Origin of the sequence: Paracoccus shanxieyensis (genome assembly GCF_009711265.1) — a bacterium.
GTDB lineage: Bacteria > Pseudomonadota > Alphaproteobacteria > Rhodobacterales > Rhodobacteraceae > Paracoccus > Paracoccus shanxieyensis.
In genome coordinates this window covers 115,399-138,304 of the sequence record NZ_WMII01000003.1, presented here as the reverse complement: position 1 = coordinate 138,304, position 22,906 = coordinate 115,399, and the positions used below count along the sequence as shown (strand labels likewise).

Genomic DNA, 22,906 nt, shown 5'->3' with positions numbered 1-22,906 from the left:
CCGGTAATGATGCAGCGGATGGTGGCGGCGGCGAACTTCATGGCATTGCCATAAACCATCGCCTTGCCTCTGCCAAGAGACGCTGCAACAGTGCTGACATGAGCCGCGAACTGGTCAATGAAATCTGTGCCGCGCAGCCGGGGGCCGAATGGTCTGACCCGTGGGGCGGCGGGCATGATTGCTGGAAAGTCGGCGGCAAGATCTTTGCGATGGTGGGCACGGTCGGCACGCATCTGTCCGTCAAGACCGACAGCATCGAGATGGCCACGCTGCTGATAGAAACCGGCGTGGCAGAGCGCGCGCGCTATCTGCATCGCAGCTGGGTGGCGCTGCCGCTGGATGCCGCGCCTGATGAAATCGCCCATCGCATCCGCCACAGCTATCGGCTGGTCCGCGCGGGCCTGACGCGCAAGGCTCAGGCCGCGCTGCCACCGCTTTAGCGCGGCTTGGCCAAGCGCCGTCGCCCATCCGCAGACCCGCCACGAAAAAACCGGCCCCGTGTCAGGCGGAGCCGGTTTCCGGAAAAGGGTGGCATCACGCCACCCTGCCCCATGGAACCTGAAATCAGGCAGGAACCTGCGTCGCCAGCTGCTGCAGCAGCGCGTCCATCTGCTTGCACAGCGCGTCTTCGCTGGTCTGCTGTTCGGTCGCGGCATCGGCCAGCGAGCGTTCGACGCCCATGGCCGAAACGGTGCCTTCCTTGCCCTTGGCTTCGGCCGCATCGCCCTTGGCGGTGTCGCCTGCCGGGATCATGGTCAGAAGCCGGGTCTGGGTTTCGACCGCCTTGCCGTCGATGAAGCCCTTGTCCTGGCAATAGGCCAGAACGCCCAGCTGGTTGCGCGCGCTTTCATAGGCGGCACCGCTGTCCTGAACGGCGGGCGCGGCCTCGGCAGGCGCCTCGGTCGCCGCCGGTGCGGCGGGGGCTGCTTCCTGCGCGAAGGCCACGCCTGCGGTCAGGGTCGAGGCTGCCACGCAAAGCGCGGGAAGAATGGCGGAACGTGCGATCATCTTAGATCTCCGTCTGTTTCATGTGCGGTGAATCTGGCACGTCAATGCGGGGCCTGCAAATCCACCCCCGGCAGGAATTTGCTGGCAGACCCTAAAATCAGCGGAAAAGTACCAACGAGCCGGGCGACCAACTCACATTCGTGCGCGTGCCGACATCCTGCACATCGCGGCCAAAGACATTGCGCATGGCGATCCGCACCGGGCGGGCGCGACCGTCGCCGCTGGCCGAGCCATCCAGCCGCACGTCGTAATAGGTCATGTCGCCATAATACACGACCTCGTCGATGACGCCCGGCGTCTCGCGGCTTTGCGCGGGCTGGTTCGGCCCGATCAGCGTGACGGCTTCGGGGCGGAAGCCGACCATCGGGCCTTCGTCGCCCGCGTCGGATTTGCTGACATTGGCCAGCGGCACCTCGACGCGGCCCAGACCGGGCACGTCGACCTCGACCCCGGTGGCGGTTTCGCCAAGGATGCGCGCGGGCAGGAAGTTCATCACGCCGATGAAATTCGCCACGCGGCGGCTGGCGGGACGGGCATAAAGCGCCTCGGGGCCGTCAAGCTGGGCGATCTTGCCCTCGAACATGACGGCGATGCGGTCGGACATGACCAGCGCCTCTTCCTGATCGTGGGTGACCAGAACGAAGGTGATGCCGACCTGACGTTGCAGCTTGATCAGTTCCACCTGCATCTGTTCGCGCATCTTGCGGTCCAGCGCCGATAGCGGCTCATCCAGCAGCAGCACCTTGGGCTTCAGGATCAGCGCGCGGGCCAGCGCGACGCGCTGGCGCTGACCGCCGGACAGGGCGTGGCTGGCGCGCGTGCCATAGCCTTTCAGCCCGACCATGGCCAAGGCTTCCTCGACGGCCGCGGCCTTTTCGGCCTTGGATCGCGGATCGCGGCGCAGGCCGAAAGCCACGTTTTCGGCCACGGTCAGATGCGGAAAGATCGCATAGGACTGAAACACCATATTCGTGGGGCGGCGGTTCGCCGGCACGTTCTCCATGTTCTGCCCGTCGATCAGCACCACGCCATCGGTGATGTCTTCGAACCCGGCAATGGTGCGCAGAAGCGTGGTCTTGCCACAGCCAGACGGTCCCAGCAGCGAAAAGAACTCTCCTTCGCGAATGGTCAGGTCGATGCCGCGCAGCGCGTGATAGTCGCCGTAATATTTCTGCACCGCCCGGCATTCGATCATGGGCTTTGCGGCGGCCGTGCGGGCGCGATGTTCTGCGGTGCTGGTCGTCGTCACAGGAAGCCTCCGGTATCCTTGGCGCCGGTCTTCGCGATGCCGCGACGGCGGAAATATTCGGCAATGGTCAGCAGAATGATCGACATGACCACCAGCACCGTCCCCAGCGCCATGATCATCGGGATCTGCTTGGGGAATCGCAGCTGGCTGAAGATATAGGTCGGCAGCGTCGGCTCGTTCCCGGCCAGAAAGAAGGCGATGATGAATTCGTCCAGACTGATCGTGAAGCTCATCAGCAGCGACGAGATGATCCCCGGCATCACCAGCGGCAGGATCACCAGCCGGAACGCGCTGAGCTTTGTCTCGCCCAGATCATAGGCGGCTTCCTCAAGCGAGCGGTCCAGTGAATTGAACGCCGTCGACAGGATCACCGTGGCATAGGGCATGCAGATCAGCGTGTGGCCGACGATCACCGTCAGGATGTTCAGCTGCACCCCGATCGACAGCAGCACCACCAGAAGCGAGATCGAGACGATGATCTCGGGCAGCACCAAGGGCAGCATGATCAGCCCCATGATCGGCCCCTTGCCGGGAAACTGAAACCGGGTCGAGGCGCGGGCGGCAAAGATGCCAAGGCAGGTCGCAAACACCGCCGAGGACACGGCAATCGTCAGCGAATTGAACAGCGCCCGCCGCAACGAGGCATTGCCCCACATCTGCCCGAACCAGTCAGTCGTGAAGCCTTGCAGCGGGAAGGCGATGATCGTCCCGGAATTGAAGGCAAAGATCGGCAGCAGCAGGATCGGCGCATACAGAAACAGCAGATAGAAGATCGCGTAGACGCGCAGACCGCCGCCCCTCATTGCTTCACCTTCAGGAAACGGCGGTTCAGCGCCACGAAGATCAGCGACAGGATCGCCACGATCAGCATCGCCGTCACCGCCAGCGCCGAGCCCATGGGGCGGTTGTCCAGATCCAGCATCTGTGCCTGGATCATGTTGGCGATCATCGGGATCTTGCCGCCGCCGATCAGGGCCGGGGTGACGTAATCGCCGATGGTCGGGATAAAGACGATCAGCGAGGCCGCGACGACACCGGGCATCGCCAAGGGCAGCGTCACCCGCCAGAAGGTCATCAGGCGGCTTTCGCCAAGATCCCGTCCGGCCTCCAGCAGCGAGCGGTCGATCTTTTCCAGCGCGATGAAGATCGGCAGGATCGCAAAGGGCGCATAGGCATGGGCCAGCGTCATCACCATCGAATTCACGTTATACAGCAGAAAGGACAGCGGCTGGTCGATGATGCCGATGGATTTCAGCCCCGAATTCACCACGCCATTATAGCCAAGGATCACCTTCCACAGGAAAACCCGGATCAGATAGCTGGTCCAGAACGGGATGGTGATCAGAAACAGCCACATGGATTTCTTGCGCGGATCCACCACGAAGCTTAGGAAATAGGCAATCGGGAAGGCCAGCGCCACCGTGACCAGCGTCACCAGCGCCGCCACCCCCAGCGAGCGCAGCATGATCTTGTGAAAGATCGGGTCGGACCAGACGGCGCGATAGTTCTCCAGCGTGAATTCGCGGATCACCGTCAGATAGCCGTCGGTCAGAAAGGAATAGGCGACGATTGTCAGCAGCGGCGCGGCCATCACCAGCACGGCATAGCCAAGCGGCGGCGCGATCAGACCCAAGCCCTGCCTTGCCTGCGATCGGTCCCCTGATGCCATGCCGCACTCCTTGCCGCGTTGCGTTCAGGGCCGTAAGCCCCTGTCTGTCCCTATCTTAGTTTCCACAAACACCCGCGAAGGGGAAGCGGTTTTCCGCGCGCCGCCTGCATTGCCGCCAATTCTGCCCAAAGGCGCGGCTGCGCTATTCCGCCGCCTCGCCCGCGGGTGGCAGGGCGTCGCCGTCATGGTCCAGCGCGATGGCCTTTTGCGTGCGCGCGCCCAGTTCGCGCAGCATCTCGGCTTGACGGATGACATTGCCCGAGCCGCGCGTCAGCCGGTCCATCGCGGTCGCATGGCTTTTCTGCGCCCGCTCCAGATGCTGTCCGACATCCTCGATCGAGGACACGAAGCCGTGCAGCTTGTCGTAAAGCGCGCCTGCCCGCGCGGCGATTTGCATGGCGTTCGTCTCGCGCCGCTCGACGGTCCAGATGTGATCGACGGTGCGCAGCGTCAGCATCAGCGTGGTCGGCGTGGACAGGCCGACGCGGTTTTCCATGGCAAAGCGCGCCAGATCGGGATCGACGCGCAGCGCCTCGGAAAACGCGCCTTCGACGGGAATGAACATCAGCACATAATCGACCGAGCCGCCGGTCTCGCTCCGGTCGTCCAGCGCCTGATAGCCCTTGGCGGCAAGTTGCTGGACATGGGTGCGCACGGCCGCGACATGGCGGCGCAGGGCCGCGTCGCGCAAGGCGGGGTCTTCGGTGTTCACCGCCTCTTCATAGGCGTTCAGCGACACCTTGCTGTCGATCACCAGCAGCTTTTTCTGCGGCATGCGCACGATGACATCGGGCCGCCAGCGCTTGCCATCGGCATCGGTATGGCTGGTCTGCACATCGTAATGCGTGCCCGCGATCAGGCCGGAATCCTCAAGAATGCGCTCAAGAATCATCTCGCCCCATGCGCCACGCTTCTGGCTGTCGCCTTTCAGCGCGCGGGTCAGCGCCACAGCCTCCTGCGAGATCTGCTCCGAACGTTTGTGCAGATATTCGATCTGTTCCTTCAGCCGCGCGCGTTCTTCGTCGGTGGCCTTGTTGCGGGTCTGCAGCTCGGTCTGGAACCGGTTCACCTGTTCGCGAAACGGGTTCAGCAGCGCGTGCAACTGTTCGCCATGCGCCTTTTGCATTTCCGCGCCCTGCGATTTCAGCGTCTCATTCGCCATCAGGCGGAAATGGCCGGTCATCTCCTCGCGCAGTTCGCGCAGGGTGGCGATGTCGCGTTCCGCCGACTCGCGGTCCTTTTCGGCGGCAAGCCGGGTTTCGGCAAGCTGGCGATGGGCGGTGGACAGGGACTGGCGTTCGCGGTGCAGCACATCGGTCAGGCCGTCACGCTCTTCCAGCAGTTCCTGCATCCGCTGCGAAATCGACTCGGCCCGCGTCTCCAGCCGGCTGACGGCCAGAAGCTGGTCGCGCAGGTTCTGCGATTCGCTGTCCAGCCGCGCGCGCAGTTCGGTTTCGCGGCCCAGAAAATCCGCCGCCGCCGCCTTTTGCGAACGCCGTGTTCGCCACAGCGAAACGGCCAGCATCAGCAAAGCCAACGCCAGCAGCCCGGCCACAAGCTGCAGATTACCCGTATCTGCAAGCCATATCTGGATTTTCTGGCCAAGACCTTGCTGCATCAGGCTGTCTTCCGATCTGCGGGTGTTTCGATATTGCGCAAGACTGTTCACCTTTTGATCTGGAATTGCAAGGAAAAGCCCCCTTTGAAGCCTCGCTTTGTCTGACTAACTTTCAACAGGAATTGCCAATCAGGAGACCACCATGACCAAGACCGTCGCCGTCATCATCGGCTCGTTGCGGGAAGATTCGATCAACCGCAAGCTGACCCGCGCGCTGGAAAAGCTGGCCGAGGGCAAGCTGAGCTTCGTCGAGCTGAACATCGGCGCCCTGCCGCATTACAACGAGGATCTGTGGGAAACCGTGCCCGCCGAGGTGTCCGATCTGAAAGCCAAGGTCGAAGCCGCCGATGCCGTGCTGGCTGTGACCCCGGAATACAACCGCAGCTTCCCCGGCGTCATCAAGAACGCGCTGGACTGGGCCAGCCGTCCCTATGGCAAGAATTCATGGTCGGGCAAACCGGCGGCCGTCACCGGCACCTCGCCCGGCGTAATCGGCGCGGCGGTGGCCCAAGGCCATCTGAAGGCCGAAATGCTGAACCAGAACATGGTCGTGATGCACCAGCCCGAGGCCTATATCCACTGGAAGGCCGATGCCTTTGCCGATGACGGCAGCATCACCGACGAGGGCATCCGCAAATTCCTGCAAGCCTATGTCGATGCCTTTGCCGCTTTCATCGAAAAGCACGGCTGATGCCGGCGGGACGGTGGGCTACGCGCCCATCGTCCAGTTCCACAGCGCGCGGGCAGCGTCTTCGTCGTGAAGGCGCAGCTTGACCTCGCCCCGATCCTCGCGCGCGGTCGGGAATGCCGACAGAATGTCCTGCGCCTCGACCAGCCCGGCCCGGATCGCGGGACGGCGGGCATACCACAGCACCCAGCCCTGATTCAGCACCGCCGAGAACATCCAGTCATCGCCGCGATAGAACCGCAGATCCTGCTGGATGAAGCCGTTTTCCGTCAACTCGCGCCGCCACTCCGGCGGCAAGCTCACAGTCCCCAGCCAATCCCAAGCAGCGCGGGCGCCATCCTTGACGCCCGCAGCAGGTGTCAGATCGACGCTCATTGATCAAGGAACGACCGCAGCTTGCGCGACCGCGACGGGTGCTTCAGCTTGCGCAGCGCCTTCGCCTCGATCTGGCGGATGCGTTCGCGGGTGACGCTGAACTGCTGGCCGACTTCCTCAAGCGTGTGGTCGGTGTTCATGCCGATACCAAACCGCATCCGTAGCACACGTTCCTCGCGCGGGGTCAGGCTGGCCAGCACCCGCGTCGTGGTTTCCTTGAGGTTTTCCTGAATGGCGCTGTCCAGAGGCAGCACGGCATTCTTGTCCTCGATGAAATCGCCAAGCTGGCTGTCTTCCTCGTCCCCGATCGGGGTTTCCAGCGAAATCGGCTCCTTGGCGATCTTCATCACCTTGCGGACCTTTTCCAGCGGCATCTGCAGCTTTTCGGCCAGTTCCTCGGGCGTGGGCTCGCGGCCGATCTCGTGCAGCATCTGGCGGCCAGTGCGCACCAGCTTGTTGATCGTCTCGATCATATGGACCGGGATACGGATCGTGCGGGCCTGATCGGCGATCGAACGCGTGATCGCCTGCCGGATCCACCAGGTCGCATAGGTCGAGAACTTGTAGCCGCGCCGATACTCGAACTTGTCGACGGCCTTCATCAGGCCGATATTGCCTTCCTGAATAAGATCAAGGAATTGCAGGCCCCTGTTCGTGTATTTTTTAGCAATCGAGATCACCAGACGCAGGTTCGCCTCGACCATTTCCTTCTTGGCCTGACGCGCTTCCTTTTCGCCGCGCTGAACCTGGTTCACGATGCGGCGGAATTCCTCGATATCGACGCCGACGCGCTGCGAGATCATCGCCATGTCGCTGCGCAGGTTTTCGACCTGCGGGCGCGACTTCTCGAACAGGCTCTGCCAGCCACGGCCCTTGTTGGCCGACATGCGGTCAACCCAGGTCGGGTCCAGTTCGGCGCCGCGATAGGCGTCGATGAATTCGCGGCGATTGATGCGGGCGGCATCGGCCAGCTTCACCATGCCGGAATCGATGGTCACGATGCGGCGGTTGATGCCATAGATCTGGTCGACCAGCGCCTCGATCCGGTTGTTGTGCAGGTGCAATTCGTTGACCAGCGCCACAATGCGCGAGCGCAGATGCTGATAGGCGATTTCCTGCGCCGCCGAGAAGGTGCCATCCTCGTTCAGCGTGGCCGACATGCGGTTGTCCTGCATGTGCGACAGTTCTTCATAGCCCTGCGCGATGGATTCCAGCGTTTCCAGAACCTGCGGCTTCAACGAGGCTTCCATGGCCGACAGCGACAGGTTCTGCCCGTCATCGTCCTCATCCTCATCGTCGCCCCGGCCCATCGGGTTGCCGTCGGCATCCAGTTCCTCTTGCTGTTCCGAAGACCCGGCCGAGGCGGGACGCGCGGAATCGTCGGGCAGGACTTCTTCGTCCTCGCTGTCATCCTCCATCGAGCGGCCGAAGGTGGTTTCCAGATCGATCACGTCGCGCAGCAGAATGTCTTCGTCCAGAAGCTCCTGCCGCCACATGGTGATGGCCTTGAAGGTCAGCGGGCTTTCGCACAGCCCCGCGATCATCGTGTTGCGGCCCGCCTCGATCCGCTTGGCGATGGCGATCTCACCCTCGCGCGACAGCAGTTCGACCGAACCCATCTCGCGCAGATACATGCGCACGGGGTCGTCGGTGCGGTCCAGCTTTTCGGTTTCGGTGGTGGCCACGGCCACCTCGCGCGAGCCCGAGCTGGTCGTCGCGACCTCGCCCACGCTTTCGCCCTCATCGGATTCTTCATCGGTCTCGACGACGCGGATGTCCATTTCGGACAGCATCGACATCACATCCTCGATCTGGTCGGAACTGACCTGTTCGGGGGGCAGAACGGCATTCAGCTGGTCATAGGTGATGAAGCCGCGTTCACGCCCTTCGGCGATCATGCGTTTCACGGCGGCCTGGCTCATGTCCAGCGAATGATCGTCGTCCTTGGTGTCGGGCTTCTGGTCGTCGTCGTTGGCCATGCTGGCTCCCTTGAAGCGGTGATTCGCGAATCAGCGAATCGGGATCGGCTATCGGGCGTTTCTATCCGAGATCGCGGGCAGTTTCAAAGCCCACGCCGGGAATGGCCCAAGTGATTCGGGCTGGGATGCCTTGTCGCGCGGCACAGCCCTGATTTAACGGCGCGGCTTGCGCCAGATCTCGTTCTCCAGCGCGGCTTTCAGACCACGCGACAGGGCTTCGCGATTCTCGCCCAGATCCGAGATATCGGACAAGGACGGGCTGTCGGCCTGCTGCCGGGCGCGGGCGGATTGCGCGATGCGCCATGTCAGCCCCTCATCGGCCAGCCCTTCGATCTCGGCCTCGGCGCGGGCGATTTCCTCACGCGCGATGCGGCGGGCCTCGATGCGGTCCAGCGCATTCATCAGGATGCCGCCTGCGGAATTTTCGTCCTGCGGCCGCAGGATTGCCGGAGCCGCTTTCACATGGGGCTCGGCCATAATGCTTTCAAGGGCGCGCTGCCCGGCCTGCGACTGCGTGCCCGCCAGCAAGTCATGGACCAGCTGCGCGCGGTCGCTGTCCTGCGGTTCAAGCCGTTCCAGACGCGGTTCGACCGGACCGATCAGATGGGGATGCGTGGCGCAGATCGCAAGGATCATCGCCTCGATCATATCCTCGGCGGAATACTCATCCGCCCCCGGCGACGACAGCCGCGAGGCGCGGGTCGAGGCCACCGGCGCCACTGGCAGCACCACGCCGCGCATCCCCTTGGGCTGCCATGCCTGCTGCGACGGTTGCGCGGCGCGGGGCTGCGGATCGCGCCTGCGCGGGCTGAACAGTTCCCATTTCAGGTTTTTCAGCGTCTGGAAATAGTGGTCCCGCGTGTCCTTGTCGGCGATCTTGGCAATCGCGTCCCCCAGCGCCTTGTCCAGCGCCGCCTTGCGTTCGGGGCTGTCGAAGACCCGGCCTTCGGTTTCGCGCTTCCACAGCAGATCGACCAGAGGCCGCGACTGCTCCAACACCTCGGACATGGCCGGAGCGCCCTTGGCGCGGATCAGGTCATCGGGGTCCTGCCCCTCGGGCAGAAAGGCAAAGCGCAGCGCCTGCCCCGGCGCGGTCAAAGGCAGGCCCAGATCGATCAGCCGCATCGCCGCCCGCAGACCCGCCGTATCGCCATCCAGCGCGATCACCGGCTCGGGCGAGATGCGCCACATCAGGCGCAGCTGATCCTCGGTGATCGCCGTGCCCAAAGGCGCGACCGCGCCTTCAAAGCCCGCACGCACCAGCGCGATCACGTCCATATAGCCCTCGGCGACGATCAGCGGCTTGCCCTTGGCCACCGCCGCCCGCGCCGGGCCGACATTGTACAGATTGCGCCCCTTGTCGAACAAAGGCGTCTCGGGAGAGTTCAGGTATTTCGCCCGCGCATTGGGATCCATCGCCCGGCCACCAAAGGCGATGCAGCGCCCGCGCGCGTCCCGGATCGGAAAGATGATGCGCCCCCGGAAGCGGTCAAAGGGCGCGCCGCCGTCATCGGGCTTGGCGCACAGCCCCGCCTCGACGATCAGCGCCTCGGCGATGCCCTTGCTGCGCAGCGCGTTATATAGGCCCTGCCGCTGGTCGGGCGCATAGCCGATGCCGAATTGCTCGGCCGCCGCGCCGTCAAGCCCACGCCGTTTCAGATAGGCGCGCGCCTCCTCGGCCACGCCCATGCCAAGCTGCATCCGGAACCAGCGCACCGCCTGCTCCATCACCTCGACCAGTTCGGTGCGGCGGTCGGCGCGTTCGGCGGCGCGGGGGTCGCGCTCGGGCATCTGCAGCCCGGCTTCCGAGGCCATCAGTTCCACCGCTTCCATGAAGCTCATGCCCTCGGCCTCGCGCAGGAAGGTCAGCGCGTCGCCTTTGGCATGACAGCCGAAGCAGTAATAAAATCCCTTCTGGTCATCGACATGGAACGAGGCGGTCTTTTCGCCATGAAACGGGCATGGCGCCCACCAATCCCCCTTGGCCTGATTCGAGCGGCGCTGATCCCACACCACCTTGCGCCCGATGACGCGCGACAAAGGCACGCGGGCGCGGATCTCATCAAGGAACTGGGGTGGCAGGCTCATGCTGTCTTATATCGCGGTCCGGCGGGGCAAGGAAAACGGATTTACGCGCCCACCGCGCCGAAAACCAGATCGCGATAGATCGCGGTCACATGATCGCGGTCCAGCCGCCCGCCTTCGCGATACCAGTTGGTCACGCCGGTCAGCATGGCGATCAGCGCCATCGCGGTCAGGCGGCGGTCGGGCACGGTCATGCTGCCTTCGGCCTCGCCCGCGGTCAGGATGGCTTCAAGCCCGTCCTCATAGCGGCGGCGCAGGGCCGCGATCTCGCGCCGGTTTTCGGGCGTCAGGCTGCGCAACTCCATATAGGCCAGAAACACCGCTTCGGGGCGTTCCAGGCTGGTGGCGATGTGAAAGCGCAAGAACCCGTCCAGCCGCGCCAGCGCCGGTTGGCCGGGATCGTCGGGCCATTCGGCCAGCAGATCCTGCATATGCCCGCGCAGCAGATCGGCCAGCAGCGTCTGCTTGTCGGGAGTATAGGCGTAAAGCGCGCCGACCTGCAGGCCGACCTCGGCCGAGATCTGGCGCATTGACACCGCCGCATAGCCATGGCGCGCAAAAAGCCGCCGCGCCGCATCGCGGATCAGCGGGCCGGTGATCTCTGCCTTGGAGCCATGTGTTCGCGCCATCCGGTTTTTCTAGGCCGCGCGCCCGCTCAGGGAAAGACCGCATCTTGCCCCGGCCTTGACCAAGGGCCTATTGTTCCCGCGATTTCACGGGAAGGCGGACGGCATGAAGGCAGGTTGGATCGGATGCGCGGCAGTTCTGGCCCTTGCTGCCTGCGGTGACCCGATGGGCGATTACCCCAGCCTGATGCCGACCGATCAGCTGCTGGCCGATCCGGCGCTGCCTGCCCATGCACGCGACGCGGCCAACGATCCCGCAGCGACCGATGCGGCCCTGCAGGGCCGCGCCGCGGGGCTGGCGGGCGGTGTGGCAGGCGGTGCGGCGGGCACGGCTGCGGGTGCTGGCGATCTGGCGCGGCGGGCCGATGCCCTGCGCGCGCGCGCCGACGCGCTGTCGCGCCAAAGTCTGGATGCCTGCCCGGCAGACGACCCGGCCTGCGCCATGCCGCAACCCGCCGACGAATGACCGAGACGACCAAGGGAGAGGGACCGCATATGCCCGTGATTACCAACATCGAAGACCTGAAAGCCATCTATCGCCGCCGGGTGCCGAAGATGTTTTATGACTATGCCGAAAGCGGCAGCTACACCGAAAGCACCTTCCGCGAGAACACCACCGATTTCGCCCGGCTGAAGCTGCGCCAGAAGGTCGCGGTGGACATGACGGGCCGCACCACCGAAACCACCATGGTCGGCGAAAAGGTCGCGATGCCCGTGGGACTGGCCCCCGTCGGGCTGACCGGGATGCAATCCGCCGATGGCGAGATCAAGGCCGCGCTGGCCGCAAAGAAATTCGGCGTGCCCTTCACGCTGTCGACCATGTCCATCTGCTCGATCGAGGATGTGGCGGCGGCGACGCAGGCGCCGTTCTGGTTCCAGCTTTACGTCATGCGCGATCAGGATTTCCTTGAGGCGATCATCGAACGCGCCAAGCGGGCCAATTGCTCGGCGCTTGTGCTGACGCTGGATCTGCAGATTCTGGGCCAGCGCCACAAGGATCTGAAAAACGGCCTGTCGGCCCCGCCCAAGATGACGCTGCCGGTGATGCTGGATCTGGCGACGAAATGGCGCTGGGGGCTGGAGATGCTGCAGACCAAGCGGCGGTTCTTCGGCAATATCGTGGGCCATGCCAAGGGCGTCGGCGACACCTCGTCGCTGATGAGCTGGACCGCCGAGCAGTTCGACCCGCAGCTTGACTGGACCAAGATCGCCCGCATCCGCGATCTGTGGGGCGGCAAGCTGATCCTGAAAGGCATCAACGATCCCGAAGACGCCCGCATCGCCGCCGATTTCGGCGCGGATGCCATCGTCGTCAGCAATCACGGCGGCAGGCAGCTGGATGGCGCGGCAAGCTCGATCCGGATGCTGCCCGATATTGTCGAGGCGGTGGGCGACCGGATCGAGGTGCATCTGGACAGCGGCATCCGCTCGGGTCAGGACGTGCTGAAAGCGCTGGCGATGGGCGCACATGCGACCTATATCGGCCGCGCCTTCATCTATGGCCTTGGCGCCATGGGCGAGGCGGGCGTGACCAAGGCGCTGGAGGTGATCCGCAAGGAACTGGACATCACCATGGCGCTGTGCGGCGAACGCGATGTGAAAAATCTGGGCCGCCACAATCTGATGATCCCAAAGGACTTTCTTGAACCCTACCTGTGACGGACCATCCGGCCTGCGGCCTTTCGGGCCGCAGGATCAGGGCTCGACCATGGTGACGGCGGCGGCAACGGCGGCCGCGACCGGCGCGGCCTGCCCCATGCCGCCCGGCGCGGGCATGGCAAGGCCGTCACGCCGGGACCGCCGCGTCACGGTAACCCCGTAAATCATCGCGATCAGCGTCGGCAGACCGATGCCAAAGGCCATCAGCCCCAGCATGTGATGCACGTCCAGAAACTCGGCCAGACGGAACGCCCAGATGTGCAGGAAATAGATCGAGGCCGAAACCAGCCCCAGATCGACCGGCTGCGGCGGCATCTGCACCTGCAAGGCCAGCAGAAAGATCGCCGGAACCGCAAGATAGCTGGCCAACGGCACCTCGATCATCACGCCGGTGCCAAGATGGGCCTGCACGAACCACGCCTCGGCCGCCATCAGAAAGATGCCCAATGCCGACAGCGCCAGAGCCTGAGGCCGCGGCGGCACGGCGGCCAGCCCCTCGGTCTCGATCCGGCTGCGCAGCAGGAAACCAAGCGCCATGAAGGGGAAGCACATGAAGATCCCGTTGCGATAGCGCTGCACCGGGATATCTGCGATGCCAGTCAAGTCGGCATATTGCAGCAACACCCCGATGATGCCGCAGACCGCCGCCGGAAAAACGACAAACCAAAGCGCATGTTTCGGCGCGATGCGGGCCCCCAGCCAATGCAGCGCAATCACCGCCAGCCCGCCGAAGAACATACCGATCAGGAACCACAGGTGGAAAAAGCCCCACAGCAGGGTCGTTGCCAGCGACCGAAAGCCGGTGACCTGCCCGTGCCAGATCGGCAGATAGGCCAGCATCCAGAACAGATACAGCCCCATGACGCGGGTCAGCCATTTTCCGGCCTTGCCCCGCGCGATCGAAACCTGCAGGAAATAGCCCGCAATGATGCAGAACAGCGGCACAAGCATCCGCAGCAGCCCGTTGCCGAACACGAACACGCCGACCGACATGTTGTTTTGCAGCCAGTTCGTATGCGCCAGAACAACAAACAGCGCCAGAAAGGTCTTCAGATAATCAAGGGAATGAATACGGCGCAAATCTTTAACTCCGACCATTTAGACGGATTTGCGCCGATCAGAAGATTCTGGCAAGCGATTTATCGCCGAAAACACGTAATTTTAACTTCACAACCTTCCCGCAACACGCTATAGGCGCGCCTTCGGCCACGCACCCTTGGAGGATGGCCGAGCAACCTATGAAAAGGAATACCATCATGGCCAAAGAGATCCCGGATCTGGTGGCCGAGGCACGCGCGGGGACAGGCAAGGGGGCCGCCCGCCAAGCTCGCCGCGAAGGCAAGGTGCCCGGCATCGTTTATGGCGACGGCAAAGACCCGTCCCCCATCGCCCTCGACTTCAACTATCTGCTGACCAAGCTGCGTGCTGGCCGCTTCCTGTCCACGCTGTGGAACCTGAAAGTGGACGGCCAGGATGACGTGCGCGTCGTCTGCCGCGGCGTTCAGCGGGACGTGGTGAAAGACCTGCCGACGCATATCGACTTCATGCGCCTGCACCGCAACACCCGCGTGAACCTGTTCATCCATGTCGACTTCATCAATCACGACGAGGCCCCCGGCCTGAAGCGTGGCGGCACGCTGGTCGTGGTGCGCAACGAAGTCGAACTGATGGTCACCGCCTCGGACATTCCGGACCACATCACCGTGGACCTGACCGGCAAGCAGATCGGCGACACGATCCACATCGAAGACGTGGTTCTGCCGAAAGGCGTGAAGCCGACCATCGACCGCAACTTCGTCATCGCCAACATCGCGGCGCCCTCGGGCCTGCGTTCGGAAGACAATGCCGAAGCGGCCGAGGACGAGGCTGCCGAAGCCTGATTTCAGGCCTCGCGCTGACAGTATCGGGCGGTATCCTTGCGGATGCCGCCCTTTCTCATGCCGCGCCGGGATGCTATGACCCGCGCCTGACGTGAAGGGAATTGCGATGGAACAGGTCCATATCATCGGCGCAGGTCTGGCCGGATCCGAAGCCGCGTGGCAGATCGCGCAGGCGGGCGTGCAGGTGGTGCTGCATGAGATGCGCCCCAAGGTCGAAACCTTTGCCCACCGCACCGGCGATTGCGCCGAGATCGTCTGCTCGAACAGCTTCCGCTCGGACGATGACCAGATGAACGCCGTCGGTCAGTTGCATTGGGAAATGCGCGCGGCGGGCGGGCTGATCATGGCGATGGCAGACAAACATCGCCTGCCCGCGGGCGGGGCGCTGGCCGTGGACCGCGATGCGTTTTCGGCGGCGGTCACCGCGGCGCTGACCGATCACCCGCTGGTCAGCTTCGCGCCGGGTGAAATCACCGAACTGCCGACCGAAGGCCGCTGGATCGTCGCGACCGGCCCGCTGACCTCGGCGGCGCTGGGGCAGTCGATCCTGCAGGCGACCGGCGAAGGCGCGCTGGCCTTTTTCGACGCCATCGCCCCCATCGTCCATGCCGACAGCATCGATATGTCGATATGCTGGCTGCAAAGCCGCTATGACAAGGGCGAGACCGAGGCCGAGCGCACCGCCTATATCAACTGCCCGATGACCAAGGCTGATTACGAGGCCTTCATCGACGCGCTGCTGGCCGCCGACAAGACCGAGTTTTACGAAGGCGAAACGGCGGGGTATTTCGACGGCTGCCTGCCGATCGAGGTGATGGCCGAACGCGGACGCGAGACCCTGCGCCATGGCCCGATGAAGCCCGTGGGTCTGACCAACGCCCATAATCCCACGGAAAAAGCCTATGCCGTGGTGCAGTTGCGCCGCGATAACGCATTGGGAACGCTTTACAATATCGTGGGCTTCCAGACCAAGATGAAATACGGCGCCCAGACCGAGGTGTTCCGCCGCATCCCCGGTCTGCAACATGCCAGTTTCGCGCGTCTGGGCGGTATCCATCGCAACACCTTCCTGAATTCGCCCTTGCTGATCGACGACCGGCTGCGCCTGCGCACGCGCCCGAACCTGCGCTTCGCCGGTCAGGTGACCGGGGTCGAGGGCTATGTCGAATCCGCCGCCATGGGCCTGCTGGCGGGCCGCATGGCCGCCGCCGAGGCGCTGGGACGCGACCTGCCGCCGCCCTCGCCCGCGACCTCCATGGGCGCGCTGGTCAACCACATCACCGGCGGCGCGGATGCGAAGACCTTTCAGCCGATGAACGTGAATTTCGGGCTTTATCCGCCGCTGGATGAGATGCGCGGCGGTCGCAAGGGGCGCAAGGACCGCTATCCGGCCTATACCGACCGTGCCAAGGCGGATTTCCGGGCATGGCTGGCGGCACAGTAACGCGCTTTGCGCCCTCGCCCACCGGCCCGCTGCATCTGGGCCACGCCTTCGCGGCCCTGACCGCCGACCGGCTGGCGGATGCGGGCCGGTTCCTGCTGCGGATCGAGGATATCGACCGATCCCGCTGCTGCCCGGAATACGAGGCGCTGATCGCCGAGGATCTGCATTGGCTGGGCCTGACATGGCCGCAGCCCGTCCTGCGGCAGTCGGACCGCCTGCCCGCCTATCGCGCAGCGCTGGACCGGCTGGCGGAACTGGGCCTGACCTATCCCTGCCGCTGCAACCGCGCCGATATCCGCGCGGCCCTGTCGGCCCCTCAGGAAGGGGCGCCGCGCATCGGTCCGGACGGTCCAGTCTATCCCGGCACCTGCCGCCATCGCAGCATGGATGACGCGGACGAAGGCGACGCGATCCGTCTGAACGCAGCCCGCGCGGTTCAGCACCTGCGCCTCGGCACGCTGGGCTTTCACGATGAGGGTCTGGCGCAGGACATGCCGCTGTCGCCCGCGGGTTTCCTGACACAGATCGGCGATGTCGTACTGGCCCGGCGCGGCATGGGGACCAGCTATCACCTGTCGGTGGTGGTCGATGACGCCGCCCAAGGCATCACGCTGGTCACGCGGGGGCGCGATCTGCTGGACAGCACCCATATCCACATCCTGCTGCAACAGTTGCTGGACCTGCCCACGCCGCGATATCACCATCACCGGCTGATCCGCGACGATGCGGGCAAGCGGCTGGCCAAGCGTGACGATGCCCGCGCGCTGTGCCTTTACCGCGAACAGAGCATGACGCCCGGCCAGATCCGGGCGATGCTCGGCCTACTCTGACGGCTCCATGATCACAACCTCGGCCCCATCACGCACGGCGGTGTAAAAACAACTGCGCCGGTTGGTGTGGCAGGCCGGTCCGGTCTGATCGACCAGCACCAGCAGACAGTCGCGGTCGCAATCCACCCGCAACTCGACCAGCTTCTGCACATGACCCGAGCTTTCGCCCTTGACCCAGAATGCCTGCCGCGAGCGCGACCAATAGGTCACCTTGCCCGTCGCCACGGTCCGCGCCACAGCCTCGGCATTCATCCAAGCCACCATCAGTACCTCATGGCTGGCATGATCCTGCGCCACGACAGGCACAAGACCATGGGCATCATATTTCAGGCTGGCGGGATCGAACATCGGCTTTCCTTTCGGCAATGCGGCACCTATCTAATCGGGACGCACTCCCAGGGGAAGCCCAAGGCCCATGTCCGACAGCGATCTGATGCAGCTTTATTCCCGCCGGATCCTGGCGCTGGCGACCGATATCCCGCATCTGGGCAAGCTGGACGATGCCACGGGCAGCGCGCATCGCCGGTCGCCGCAATGCGGCTCGTCGGTCACGGCGCATGTGCGGATGGATCAGGGCCGCATCGCCGATTTCGCGCAAGAGGTGCGCGCCTGCGCCTTGGGCCAGGCCTCGGCGGGCGTGCTGGGTGGCGCCGTCATCGGACGCACCCGCGACGACATCCTGACCGCCCGCGACGAACTGACCGCCATGCTGAAATCCGGCGGCGCGGCCCCGCAGCCCCCCTTTGCCGCGCTGGAAACCCTGCTGCCCGCGCGCGAATTCCCCAACCGCCACGCCTCGATCCTGCTGGCATGGGAGGCAACTCTGGCCGCCATCGACGCGTCCTGAGGTTTCTCTGTTCCCCAAATACTCCCGGCGCAGCCGGAACATCCGACGTTCCCCCCATGAACGACATCCGCCCATGAAAAAGCCGGCCCCGTGACGGGACCGGCAGGTGCGCGCATGTCTTGACCGGGGGACGGTCGCGGCTTGTCCACAGGCAACGGGACAGCCGAAAAGCGCGGGGCAGGAAAAAATCGCAGGTCAGGCCGCAGGTCAGGCCGCAGTCAGGATCGGCGTGACCGAGGGCATGGAAAACAGGATGATGGCCGTCACCGAAATCGCAACGACGCCCACCAGATCGGCCAGAGTTTCGCGAGTCATATCAGTCTCTCCACGGTTTGTTTATACTTTGTTCTCATTGCAGCGGAACAAAGTAAAGAACTTTTTAAGAACATCTGTGGAAAACTTCAGACCCTCAGCGGCGCAGCTACCCGGCCGAGATCAGACGAATGGCCCGGTCCTGTTCCATCAGCCATAGCAGCGTGCGGATGGCGCGGCCCCGCTCGGTCTCCATCGCCGCGTCCCGCTCCAGAAAGGCCTGCGCATCCTTGCGTGCCAGCGCCATCAGGCCCGCCTGACGTTCCAGATCGGCAATGCGAAAGCGTGGCAGGCCCGATTGCGCGGTACCGATCACATCGCCCGCACCGCGCATCTCCAGATCCTCCTGCGCGATGCGGAAACCGTCCTCGGTCTCGCGCAGGATACCAAGGCGGCGCCGCCCGGTTTCCGACAAAGGCTCCTGATACAGCAGCAGACAGCTTGACGCGCCGCTGCCGCGACCCACGCGACCGCGCAACTGATGCAGCTGCGCAAGCCCGAAGCTTTCGGCACGCTCGATCACCATGATCGTGGCCTCGGGCACATCGACCCCGACCTCGATCACCGTGGTCGCCACCAGCAACGCCGCTTCGCCGCTGACAAAGGCCGCCATGGCGGCATCGCGTTCCTCGGCGGACATCTGGCCATGCACCATGCGGACCCGCGCCCCGAACCGCGCACGCAGGGCCTTGAACCGCTCCTCGGCGGCGATCAGATCGACTGCTTCGCTTTCCTCGACCAGCGGGCAGACCCAATAGGCCCGCGCCCCCCCGTCCAGCGCACGCGCCAGCCCGTCGATCACCTCGGACATGCGCTGGTCCGACATCACCGTCGTGCGGATCGGCTGCCGCCCCGGCGGCTTTTCGTCCAGCACCGACAGATCCATATCCCCGAACTGCGCCAGCGCCAATGAGCGCGGGATCGGCGTCGCGGTCATCACCAGCATGTCCGGCGGCAGATGCGCGCCCTTGGTGCCCAGCTCCATGCGTTGATTGACGCCGAAGCGGTGTTGTTCGTCAATGATCGCCAGACGCAGATCGTGAAAATTGACCGCCTTCTGGATGACGGCATGGGTGCCCACCAGAATGTCGATGCGGCCTTCGGCCAGATCGGTCAGGATGTTGGCCCGCGCATCGCCCTTGTCGCGCCCGGTCAAAGCCTCCAGCCGGATGCCCGCCAGCGCCGCCAAGGGCTGCAAGGCGCGGAAATGCTGGCGCGCAAGGATCTCGGTCGGGGCCATCAGCACGCCCTGCCCGCCCGCCTCGACCGCGACCAGCAGCGCCAGAAACGCGACCAGCGTCTTGCCCGCCCCCACATCGCCCTGCAGCAGCCGGTTCATCCGGCGCGGCGCGGCCATATCCTCGGCGATCTCGGCGACGGCGCGGGTCTGCGCGCCGGTCGGCGGCCATGGCAGACCGGCCAGCACCCTGTCGCGCAGCCCTGCGTCGCCGCGTGTCGCGATGCCCGACTGCCGGCGCCGGTCGCGGCGCAGCAGCGCCAGCGTCATCTGATGCGCAAACAACTCGTCATAGGCCAGCCGCGCCCGCGCCGGGTCGGTCGGCGACAGATCCTGCATCCCGCGCGGCGCATGGGCGCGCGCGATCGCCTCGGACCAGCCGGGCCAGCCTTCGCGCTGCATGACGCCGGGATCAATCCATTCGGCCACCTCGGGCAGCCGCATCATCGCCGCGCGCGCGGCCTTCTGCACGACGCCCTGCGTCAGCCGGCCGGACAGCGGATAGACCGGCTCGAACTCGGGCAAAGGCGGCGCGGTTTCGGTGCCGATATGGTCGGGATGCACCATCTGGGCGATGCCGTCGAACAGCTCGATCTTGCCCGAGATCACACGCCGCGCGCCGACAGGAAGCTGTGCATCGATCCAGTCCTTGCGGGCGTGAAAGAACACCAGTTGCAGGTCGGATGCGCCATCGCAGCACAGGACCCGCCATGGCCGCCCCTTCCCCGAAGGCGGGCTGTGCCGTTCGACCGTGACCGTCAGCGTGACCATTTCCGGCGGATGCGCGTCGGACAGGCGGGCAATCGGGCGACGGCGGATCCCCGAATGCGGCAGGGTCAGGATCAGATCGCGCGGGCGGGTGACGCCCATCTGGGCAAAGGCCTCGGCCACTTTCGGACCGACGCCGGGCAGCGTCTCCAGCCCCGCGAACAGCGGAAACAGCGCCGGAGGCCGGCCTATTGCGCGATCGCCAGCCATTCGTCCTCGGAAATCACCTTAATGCCCAGATCGGCCGCTTTCTTCGCCTTGGACCCCGCCCCCGGCCCCGCGATCAGCAGATCCGTCTTGGCCGAGACCGAGCCCGCCACATGCGCGCCAAGCGCCTCGGCCCGTGCTTTCGCCTCGGCGCGGGTCATCTTTTCCAGCGTGCCGGTAAAGACCAGCGTCTTGCCGGTGATCGCGCTGTCGGTCGCGCGCTGCTCCGGCAGCACGATGGTCCGAAGCGAAGCGCGCAGCCGGTCGATGGCCGCGCGTTCGCGTTCGTTTGCAAAGGCATCCGACAGCGACATGGCCAGAACCGGGCCGATGCCATTGGCCGAGGTCAGCCCCGACCACGCCGCATCGGCATCCGGCGCAACCTCGGCACGGGCGATCGCCGCATTGCGCGCCTCGCTGATGCGGGCGCGGCGGCCTTGCTGCGTCGCGGCCTCTCGTTCGGCCAGCGCGGCCAGATCGGCCTCGCGATGGGCCAGTGCGGCGGGGCGCGACAGATCCAGCGCCTGCGCCATGGCGTCCCAGTCGCCATAGTGGCGCGCCAGATCGCTGGCCGCCACCTCGCCGACATGGCGGATGCCAAGCGCAAAGATCAGGCGCGACAGGTCGATGCGGCGCTTGTCGTCGATGGCCTGAAACAGGTTGCGGGCGCTGGTCTCTCCCCAGCCCTTGATCTGGGCCAGCGGCGTGGCCGACAGCCGGTCCAGCGCGCCCGCCATGCCGCCCGAGGCAAGATGCAGCGCGTCCATGCCCAAAGATGTCATCAGATCGCGCGCCTCGGTATCGTCGTCGCGGTTCAGGACCGGCGCGCCGCCGGGCAGGATCTTTTTCGCATCGCGGTCATTGAGGCTGAAGATATCCGCAGGCTCGGCAATCCAGCCCAGACGATAGAACAGCTCGACCTGTTTGGCGCCCAGACCCTCGATGTCAAAGGCAGCGCGGGACACGAAATGGCGCAGCTTCTCCACCGCCTGCGCCGGACAGATCAGCCCCCCCGTGCAGCGCCGGACCGAGTCGCCCTCTTCCCGGATCGCGGGCGAGCCGCATTCCGGGCAGACCTGCGGAAATTCCCAACGCGCGCTGCCTTGCGGGCGGCGCGCAAGGTCGACATCCGCGACCTTGGGGATCACATCGCCCGCGCGATAGACCTCGACCCAGTCGCCGACACGGATGTCCTTGCCGCCCCGGATCTGACGCCCATCGGCGCCACGCCCGGCGATATAATCTTCATTGTGCAGCGTCGCGTTCGAGACCACGACCCCACCCACCGTCACCGGCGTCAGCCGCGCGACGGGGCTCAGCGCGCCGGTGCGTCCGACCTGAATGTCGATTGCCTCAAGCCGGGTCCAGGCGCGTTCGGCCGGAAACTTATGCGCCAGCGCCCATCGCGGCGTGGTCGAGCGCATGCCAAGACGCGCCTGATAGCCCAGATCGTTGACCTTGTAGACGACGCCGTCGATGTCATAGCCCAAGGTCGCGCGCTGCTGTTCGATCCCGGTCCATGTCGCGATCATCTCATCGGCCGAGGAGCAAAGCCGCATCAGCGGATTGGTGCGAAACCCCATCTGGGCCATGCGGGCCACGGCCTGCATCTGCGTGGTGGCCAGCGGTTCGCTGACCTCACCCCAGGCATAGGCAAAAAAGCGCAAGGGCCGCGCGGCCGTCACCGCCGCATCCAGCTGGCGCAACGAACCGGCGGCGGCGTTTCGGGGATTGGCAAAGACCCGTCCGCTGTCGGACTGGTTCAGCGTCTTGAAATCTTCGTGCGACATGTAGCATTCGCCGCGAATCTCGACGATCCGGGGAATGTCCTTGCCCTGCAGTTCATGCGGCACATCCGCGATGGTGCGGGCATTCGCGGTGACATTTTCGCCGACCGCCCCGTCGCCGCGCGTCGATGCCAGAACCAGCTTGCCCTCTTCATAGCGCAGCGACAGCGACAGCCCGTCGATCTTGGGTTCCGCCGTAATTTCCAGCGGCGCGGATCCAAGGCTGAGGAAACTGCGGATGCGCTGAAGGAACGCCGCGATATCCGCATCGTCAAAGGCGTTTTCCAGCGACAGCATGGGCAGGCGATGGGCCACCTTGGCGAAGCGTCCATCGGGCGCGGCGCCGACCTGCGTCGTCGGGCTGTCCTGAAGCGCAAGATCGGGAAAACGCGTCTCGATCGCGGCAAGGCGCTGCTTCTTGGCGTCATAATTCGCATCCGACAGGAACGGCGCATCATCGCCGTGATAGGACCTATTGGCGCGGGCAAGCTCATCGGAAAGCGCCGCGATCTCATCTGCGGCGGCCGAGGTATCCAGATCCTCGACCGGGGGGCGCAGATCGGCGGGGCCGGTGGTGGATTGATCCATGTCTTCGCGGGCCATCATCCCCTCCGCCAACTGGACCCGGGCGGGTCGAT

The 22,906-nt window shown here is 64.9% G+C and carries 21 protein-coding genes; 8 read left to right on the top strand and 13 right to left on the bottom strand.

The window, feature by feature from the left end; genetic code table 11:
• Positions 1–98 precede the first annotated feature (98 nt).
• Complete coding sequence (locus GL284_RS04250) at positions 99–440, top strand: MmcQ/YjbR family DNA-binding protein (RefSeq protein WP_155043406.1); 342 nt, start codon at positions 99–101, stop codon at positions 438–440.
• A gap of 124 nt (positions 441–564) precedes the next feature.
• On the opposite strand, the gene GL284_RS04245 is transcribed toward GL284_RS04250, so the two are convergent.
• From GL284_RS04245 to GL284_RS04225, 5 genes are all read right to left on the bottom strand, one after another.
• Positions 565–1,008, bottom strand: a complete 444-nt coding sequence (locus tag GL284_RS04245; RefSeq protein WP_155043405.1) for a pore-forming ESAT-6 family protein — start codon at positions 1,006–1,008, stop codon at positions 565–567.
• A gap of 97 nt (positions 1,009–1,105) precedes the next feature.
• Complete coding sequence (locus GL284_RS04240; protein WP_155043572.1) at positions 1,106–2,203, bottom strand: ABC transporter ATP-binding protein; 1,098 nt, start codon at positions 2,201–2,203, stop codon at positions 1,106–1,108.
• 50 nt (positions 2,204–2,253) lie between these two features.
• The gene (locus GL284_RS04235; RefSeq protein WP_155043404.1) at positions 2,254–3,060 is read right to left on the bottom strand and encodes an ABC transporter permease; all 807 of its coding nucleotides are present in this window, start codon (positions 3,058–3,060) and stop codon (positions 2,254–2,256) included.
• Complete coding sequence (locus GL284_RS04230) at positions 3,057–3,926, bottom strand: ABC transporter permease (RefSeq protein WP_155043403.1); 870 nt, start codon at positions 3,924–3,926, stop codon at positions 3,057–3,059. Before GL284_RS04230 ends, GL284_RS04235 begins: the two co-directional genes overlap by 4 nt.
• A gap of 142 nt (positions 3,927–4,068) precedes the next feature.
• Positions 4,069–5,544 (bottom strand): DNA recombination protein RmuC, encoded by a 1,476-nt coding sequence (locus GL284_RS04225; RefSeq protein WP_155043402.1) that lies wholly within the window; start codon positions 5,542–5,544, stop codon positions 4,069–4,071.
• Between the two features lie 142 nt (positions 5,545–5,686).
• Here GL284_RS04225 and GL284_RS04220 point away from each other — a divergent pair, with 142 nt between their 5' ends.
• The gene (locus tag GL284_RS04220; protein ID WP_155043401.1) at positions 5,687–6,235 is read left to right on the top strand and encodes an NADPH-dependent FMN reductase; all 549 of its coding nucleotides are present in this window, start codon (positions 5,687–5,689) and stop codon (positions 6,233–6,235) included.
• 18 nt (positions 6,236–6,253) lie between these two features.
• Here GL284_RS04220 and GL284_RS04215 read toward each other — a convergent pair whose 3' ends face one another.
• From GL284_RS04215 to GL284_RS04200, 4 genes are all read right to left on the bottom strand, one after another.
• Positions 6,254–6,607: a hypothetical protein gene (locus GL284_RS04215; RefSeq protein ID WP_155043400.1), complete on the bottom strand. Its 354-nt coding sequence runs from the start codon at positions 6,605–6,607 to the stop codon at positions 6,254–6,256.
• Positions 6,604–8,586, bottom strand: coding sequence for an RNA polymerase sigma factor RpoD (gene rpoD / locus GL284_RS04210; protein ID WP_155043399.1), 1,983 nt, complete (start codon positions 8,584–8,586; stop codon positions 6,604–6,606). Before rpoD ends, GL284_RS04215 begins: the two co-directional genes overlap by 4 nt.
• 153 nt (positions 8,587–8,739) lie before the next feature.
• The gene (gene dnaG / locus GL284_RS04205) at positions 8,740–10,674 is read right to left on the bottom strand and encodes a DNA primase (protein WP_155043398.1); all 1,935 of its coding nucleotides are present in this window, start codon (positions 10,672–10,674) and stop codon (positions 8,740–8,742) included.
• 41 nt (positions 10,675–10,715) lie between these two features.
• Positions 10,716–11,300, bottom strand: a complete 585-nt coding sequence (locus GL284_RS04200) for a TetR/AcrR family transcriptional regulator (RefSeq protein ID WP_155043397.1) — start codon at positions 11,298–11,300, stop codon at positions 10,716–10,718.
• A gap of 103 nt (positions 11,301–11,403) precedes the next feature.
• Here GL284_RS04200 and GL284_RS04195 point away from each other — a divergent pair, with 103 nt between their 5' ends.
• Both GL284_RS04195 and GL284_RS04190 read left to right on the top strand, forming a co-directional pair.
• Complete coding sequence (locus GL284_RS04195; protein ID WP_155043396.1) at positions 11,404–11,763, top strand: hypothetical protein; 360 nt, start codon at positions 11,404–11,406, stop codon at positions 11,761–11,763.
• Between the two features lie 29 nt (positions 11,764–11,792).
• Positions 11,793–12,956: an alpha-hydroxy acid oxidase gene (locus GL284_RS04190; protein ID WP_155043395.1), complete on the top strand. Its 1,164-nt coding sequence runs from the start codon at positions 11,793–11,795 to the stop codon at positions 12,954–12,956.
• A 36-nt stretch (positions 12,957–12,992) separates the two neighbouring features.
• Here GL284_RS04190 and GL284_RS04185 read toward each other — a convergent pair whose 3' ends face one another.
• A complete protein-coding gene (locus tag GL284_RS04185; protein ID WP_196216705.1) occupies positions 12,993–14,036 on the bottom strand; it encodes an acyltransferase family protein in 1,044 nt (347 codons plus the stop codon).
• 176 nt (positions 14,037–14,212) lie between these two features.
• On the opposite strand from GL284_RS04185, the gene GL284_RS04180 reads away from it, so the two are divergent.
• The 3 genes from GL284_RS04180 to gluQRS all read left to right on the top strand — a co-directional run bounded on the left by GL284_RS04180 (position 14,213) and on the right by gluQRS (position 17,110).
• Positions 14,213–14,836, top strand: coding sequence for a 50S ribosomal protein L25/general stress protein Ctc (locus GL284_RS04180; RefSeq protein ID WP_155043393.1), 624 nt, complete (start codon positions 14,213–14,215; stop codon positions 14,834–14,836).
• Between the two features lie 106 nt (positions 14,837–14,942).
• Positions 14,943–16,280, top strand: a complete 1,338-nt coding sequence (gene trmFO, locus GL284_RS04175; RefSeq protein WP_155043392.1) for a methylenetetrahydrofolate--tRNA-(uracil(54)-C(5))-methyltransferase (FADH(2)-oxidizing) TrmFO — start codon at positions 14,943–14,945, stop codon at positions 16,278–16,280.
• Positions 16,262–17,110, top strand: a complete 849-nt coding sequence (gene gluQRS, locus GL284_RS04170; RefSeq protein WP_155043391.1) for a tRNA glutamyl-Q(34) synthetase GluQRS — start codon at positions 16,262–16,264, stop codon at positions 17,108–17,110. The genes trmFO and gluQRS overlap by 19 nt, the downstream gene beginning before the upstream one ends.
• Here the strand turns inward: gluQRS and hisI are convergent.
• Entirely contained in the window at positions 17,102–17,458 is a 357-nt protein-coding gene (gene hisI / locus GL284_RS04165) for a phosphoribosyl-AMP cyclohydrolase (RefSeq protein WP_155043390.1), read from the bottom strand. The two genes, gluQRS and hisI, sit on opposite strands and share 9 nt — an antisense overlap.
• Positions 17,459–17,525: 67 nt before the next feature.
• Here hisI and GL284_RS04160 point away from each other — a divergent pair, with 67 nt between their 5' ends.
• A complete protein-coding gene (locus tag GL284_RS04160) occupies positions 17,526–17,957 on the top strand; it encodes an iron-sulfur cluster assembly scaffold protein (protein WP_155043389.1) in 432 nt (143 codons plus the stop codon).
• Positions 17,958–18,378: 421 nt separating this feature from the next.
• On the opposite strand, the gene recG is transcribed toward GL284_RS04160, so the two are convergent.
• Positions 18,379–20,484 carry an ATP-dependent DNA helicase RecG gene (gene recG / locus GL284_RS04155; protein ID WP_155043388.1) on the bottom strand — a complete coding sequence of 702 codons (2,106 nt, stop codon included), beginning with the start codon at positions 20,482–20,484 and terminating at the stop codon, positions 18,379–18,381.
• Entirely contained in the window at positions 20,463–22,871 is a 2,409-nt protein-coding gene (ligA, locus tag GL284_RS04150) for an NAD-dependent DNA ligase LigA (protein WP_425274165.1), read from the bottom strand. Before ligA ends, recG begins: the two co-directional genes overlap by 22 nt.
• Positions 22,872–22,906 lie beyond the last annotated feature (35 nt).

Excerpts from the sequence above, each read along its gene's own strand:
- GL284_RS04250 (WP_155043406.1), top strand. The coding sequence starts at position 99 with ATGAGCCGCGAACTGGTCAATGAAATCTGTGCCGCGCAGCCGGGGGCC.
- GL284_RS04245 (WP_155043405.1), bottom strand. The coding sequence starts at position 1,008 with ATGATCGCACGTTCCGCCATTCTTCCCGCGCTTTGCGTGGCAGCCTCG.
- GL284_RS04240 (WP_155043572.1), bottom strand. The coding sequence starts at position 2,203 with ATGATCGAATGCCGGGCGGTGCAGAAATATTACGGCGACTATCACGCG.
- GL284_RS04235 (WP_155043404.1), bottom strand. The coding sequence starts at position 3,060 with ATGAGGGGCGGCGGTCTGCGCGTCTACGCGATCTTCTATCTGCTGTTT.
- GL284_RS04230 (WP_155043403.1), bottom strand. The coding sequence starts at position 3,926 with ATGGCATCAGGGGACCGATCGCAGGCAAGGCAGGGCTTGGGTCTGATC.
- GL284_RS04225 (WP_155043402.1), bottom strand. The coding sequence starts at position 5,544 with ATGCAGCAAGGTCTTGGCCAGAAAATCCAGATATGGCTTGCAGATACG.
- GL284_RS04220 (WP_155043401.1), top strand. The coding sequence starts at position 5,687 with ATGACCAAGACCGTCGCCGTCATCATCGGCTCGTTGCGGGAAGATTCG.
- GL284_RS04215 (WP_155043400.1), bottom strand. The coding sequence starts at position 6,607 with ATGAGCGTCGATCTGACACCTGCTGCGGGCGTCAAGGATGGCGCCCGC.
- rpoD (WP_155043399.1), bottom strand. The coding sequence starts at position 8,586 with ATGGCCAACGACGACGACCAGAAGCCCGACACCAAGGACGACGATCAT.
- dnaG (WP_155043398.1), bottom strand. The coding sequence starts at position 10,674 with ATGAGCCTGCCACCCCAGTTCCTTGATGAGATCCGCGCCCGCGTGCCT.
- GL284_RS04200 (WP_155043397.1), bottom strand. The coding sequence starts at position 11,300 with ATGGCGCGAACACATGGCTCCAAGGCAGAGATCACCGGCCCGCTGATC.
- GL284_RS04195 (WP_155043396.1), top strand. The coding sequence starts at position 11,404 with ATGAAGGCAGGTTGGATCGGATGCGCGGCAGTTCTGGCCCTTGCTGCC.
- GL284_RS04190 (WP_155043395.1), top strand. The coding sequence starts at position 11,793 with ATGCCCGTGATTACCAACATCGAAGACCTGAAAGCCATCTATCGCCGC.
- GL284_RS04180 (WP_155043393.1), top strand. The coding sequence starts at position 14,213 with ATGGCCAAAGAGATCCCGGATCTGGTGGCCGAGGCACGCGCGGGGACA.
- trmFO (WP_155043392.1), top strand. The coding sequence starts at position 14,943 with ATGGAACAGGTCCATATCATCGGCGCAGGTCTGGCCGGATCCGAAGCC.
- gluQRS (WP_155043391.1), top strand. The coding sequence starts at position 16,262 with ATGGCTGGCGGCACAGTAACGCGCTTTGCGCCCTCGCCCACCGGCCCG.
- hisI (WP_155043390.1), bottom strand. The coding sequence starts at position 17,458 with ATGTTCGATCCCGCCAGCCTGAAATATGATGCCCATGGTCTTGTGCCT.
- GL284_RS04160 (WP_155043389.1), top strand. The coding sequence starts at position 17,526 with ATGTCCGACAGCGATCTGATGCAGCTTTATTCCCGCCGGATCCTGGCG.
- recG (WP_155043388.1), bottom strand. The coding sequence starts at position 20,484 with ATGGCTGGCGATCGCGCAATAGGCCGGCCTCCGGCGCTGTTTCCGCTG.
- ligA (WP_425274165.1), bottom strand. The coding sequence starts at position 22,871 with ATGGCCCGCGAAGACATGGATCAATCCACCACCGGCCCCGCCGATCTG.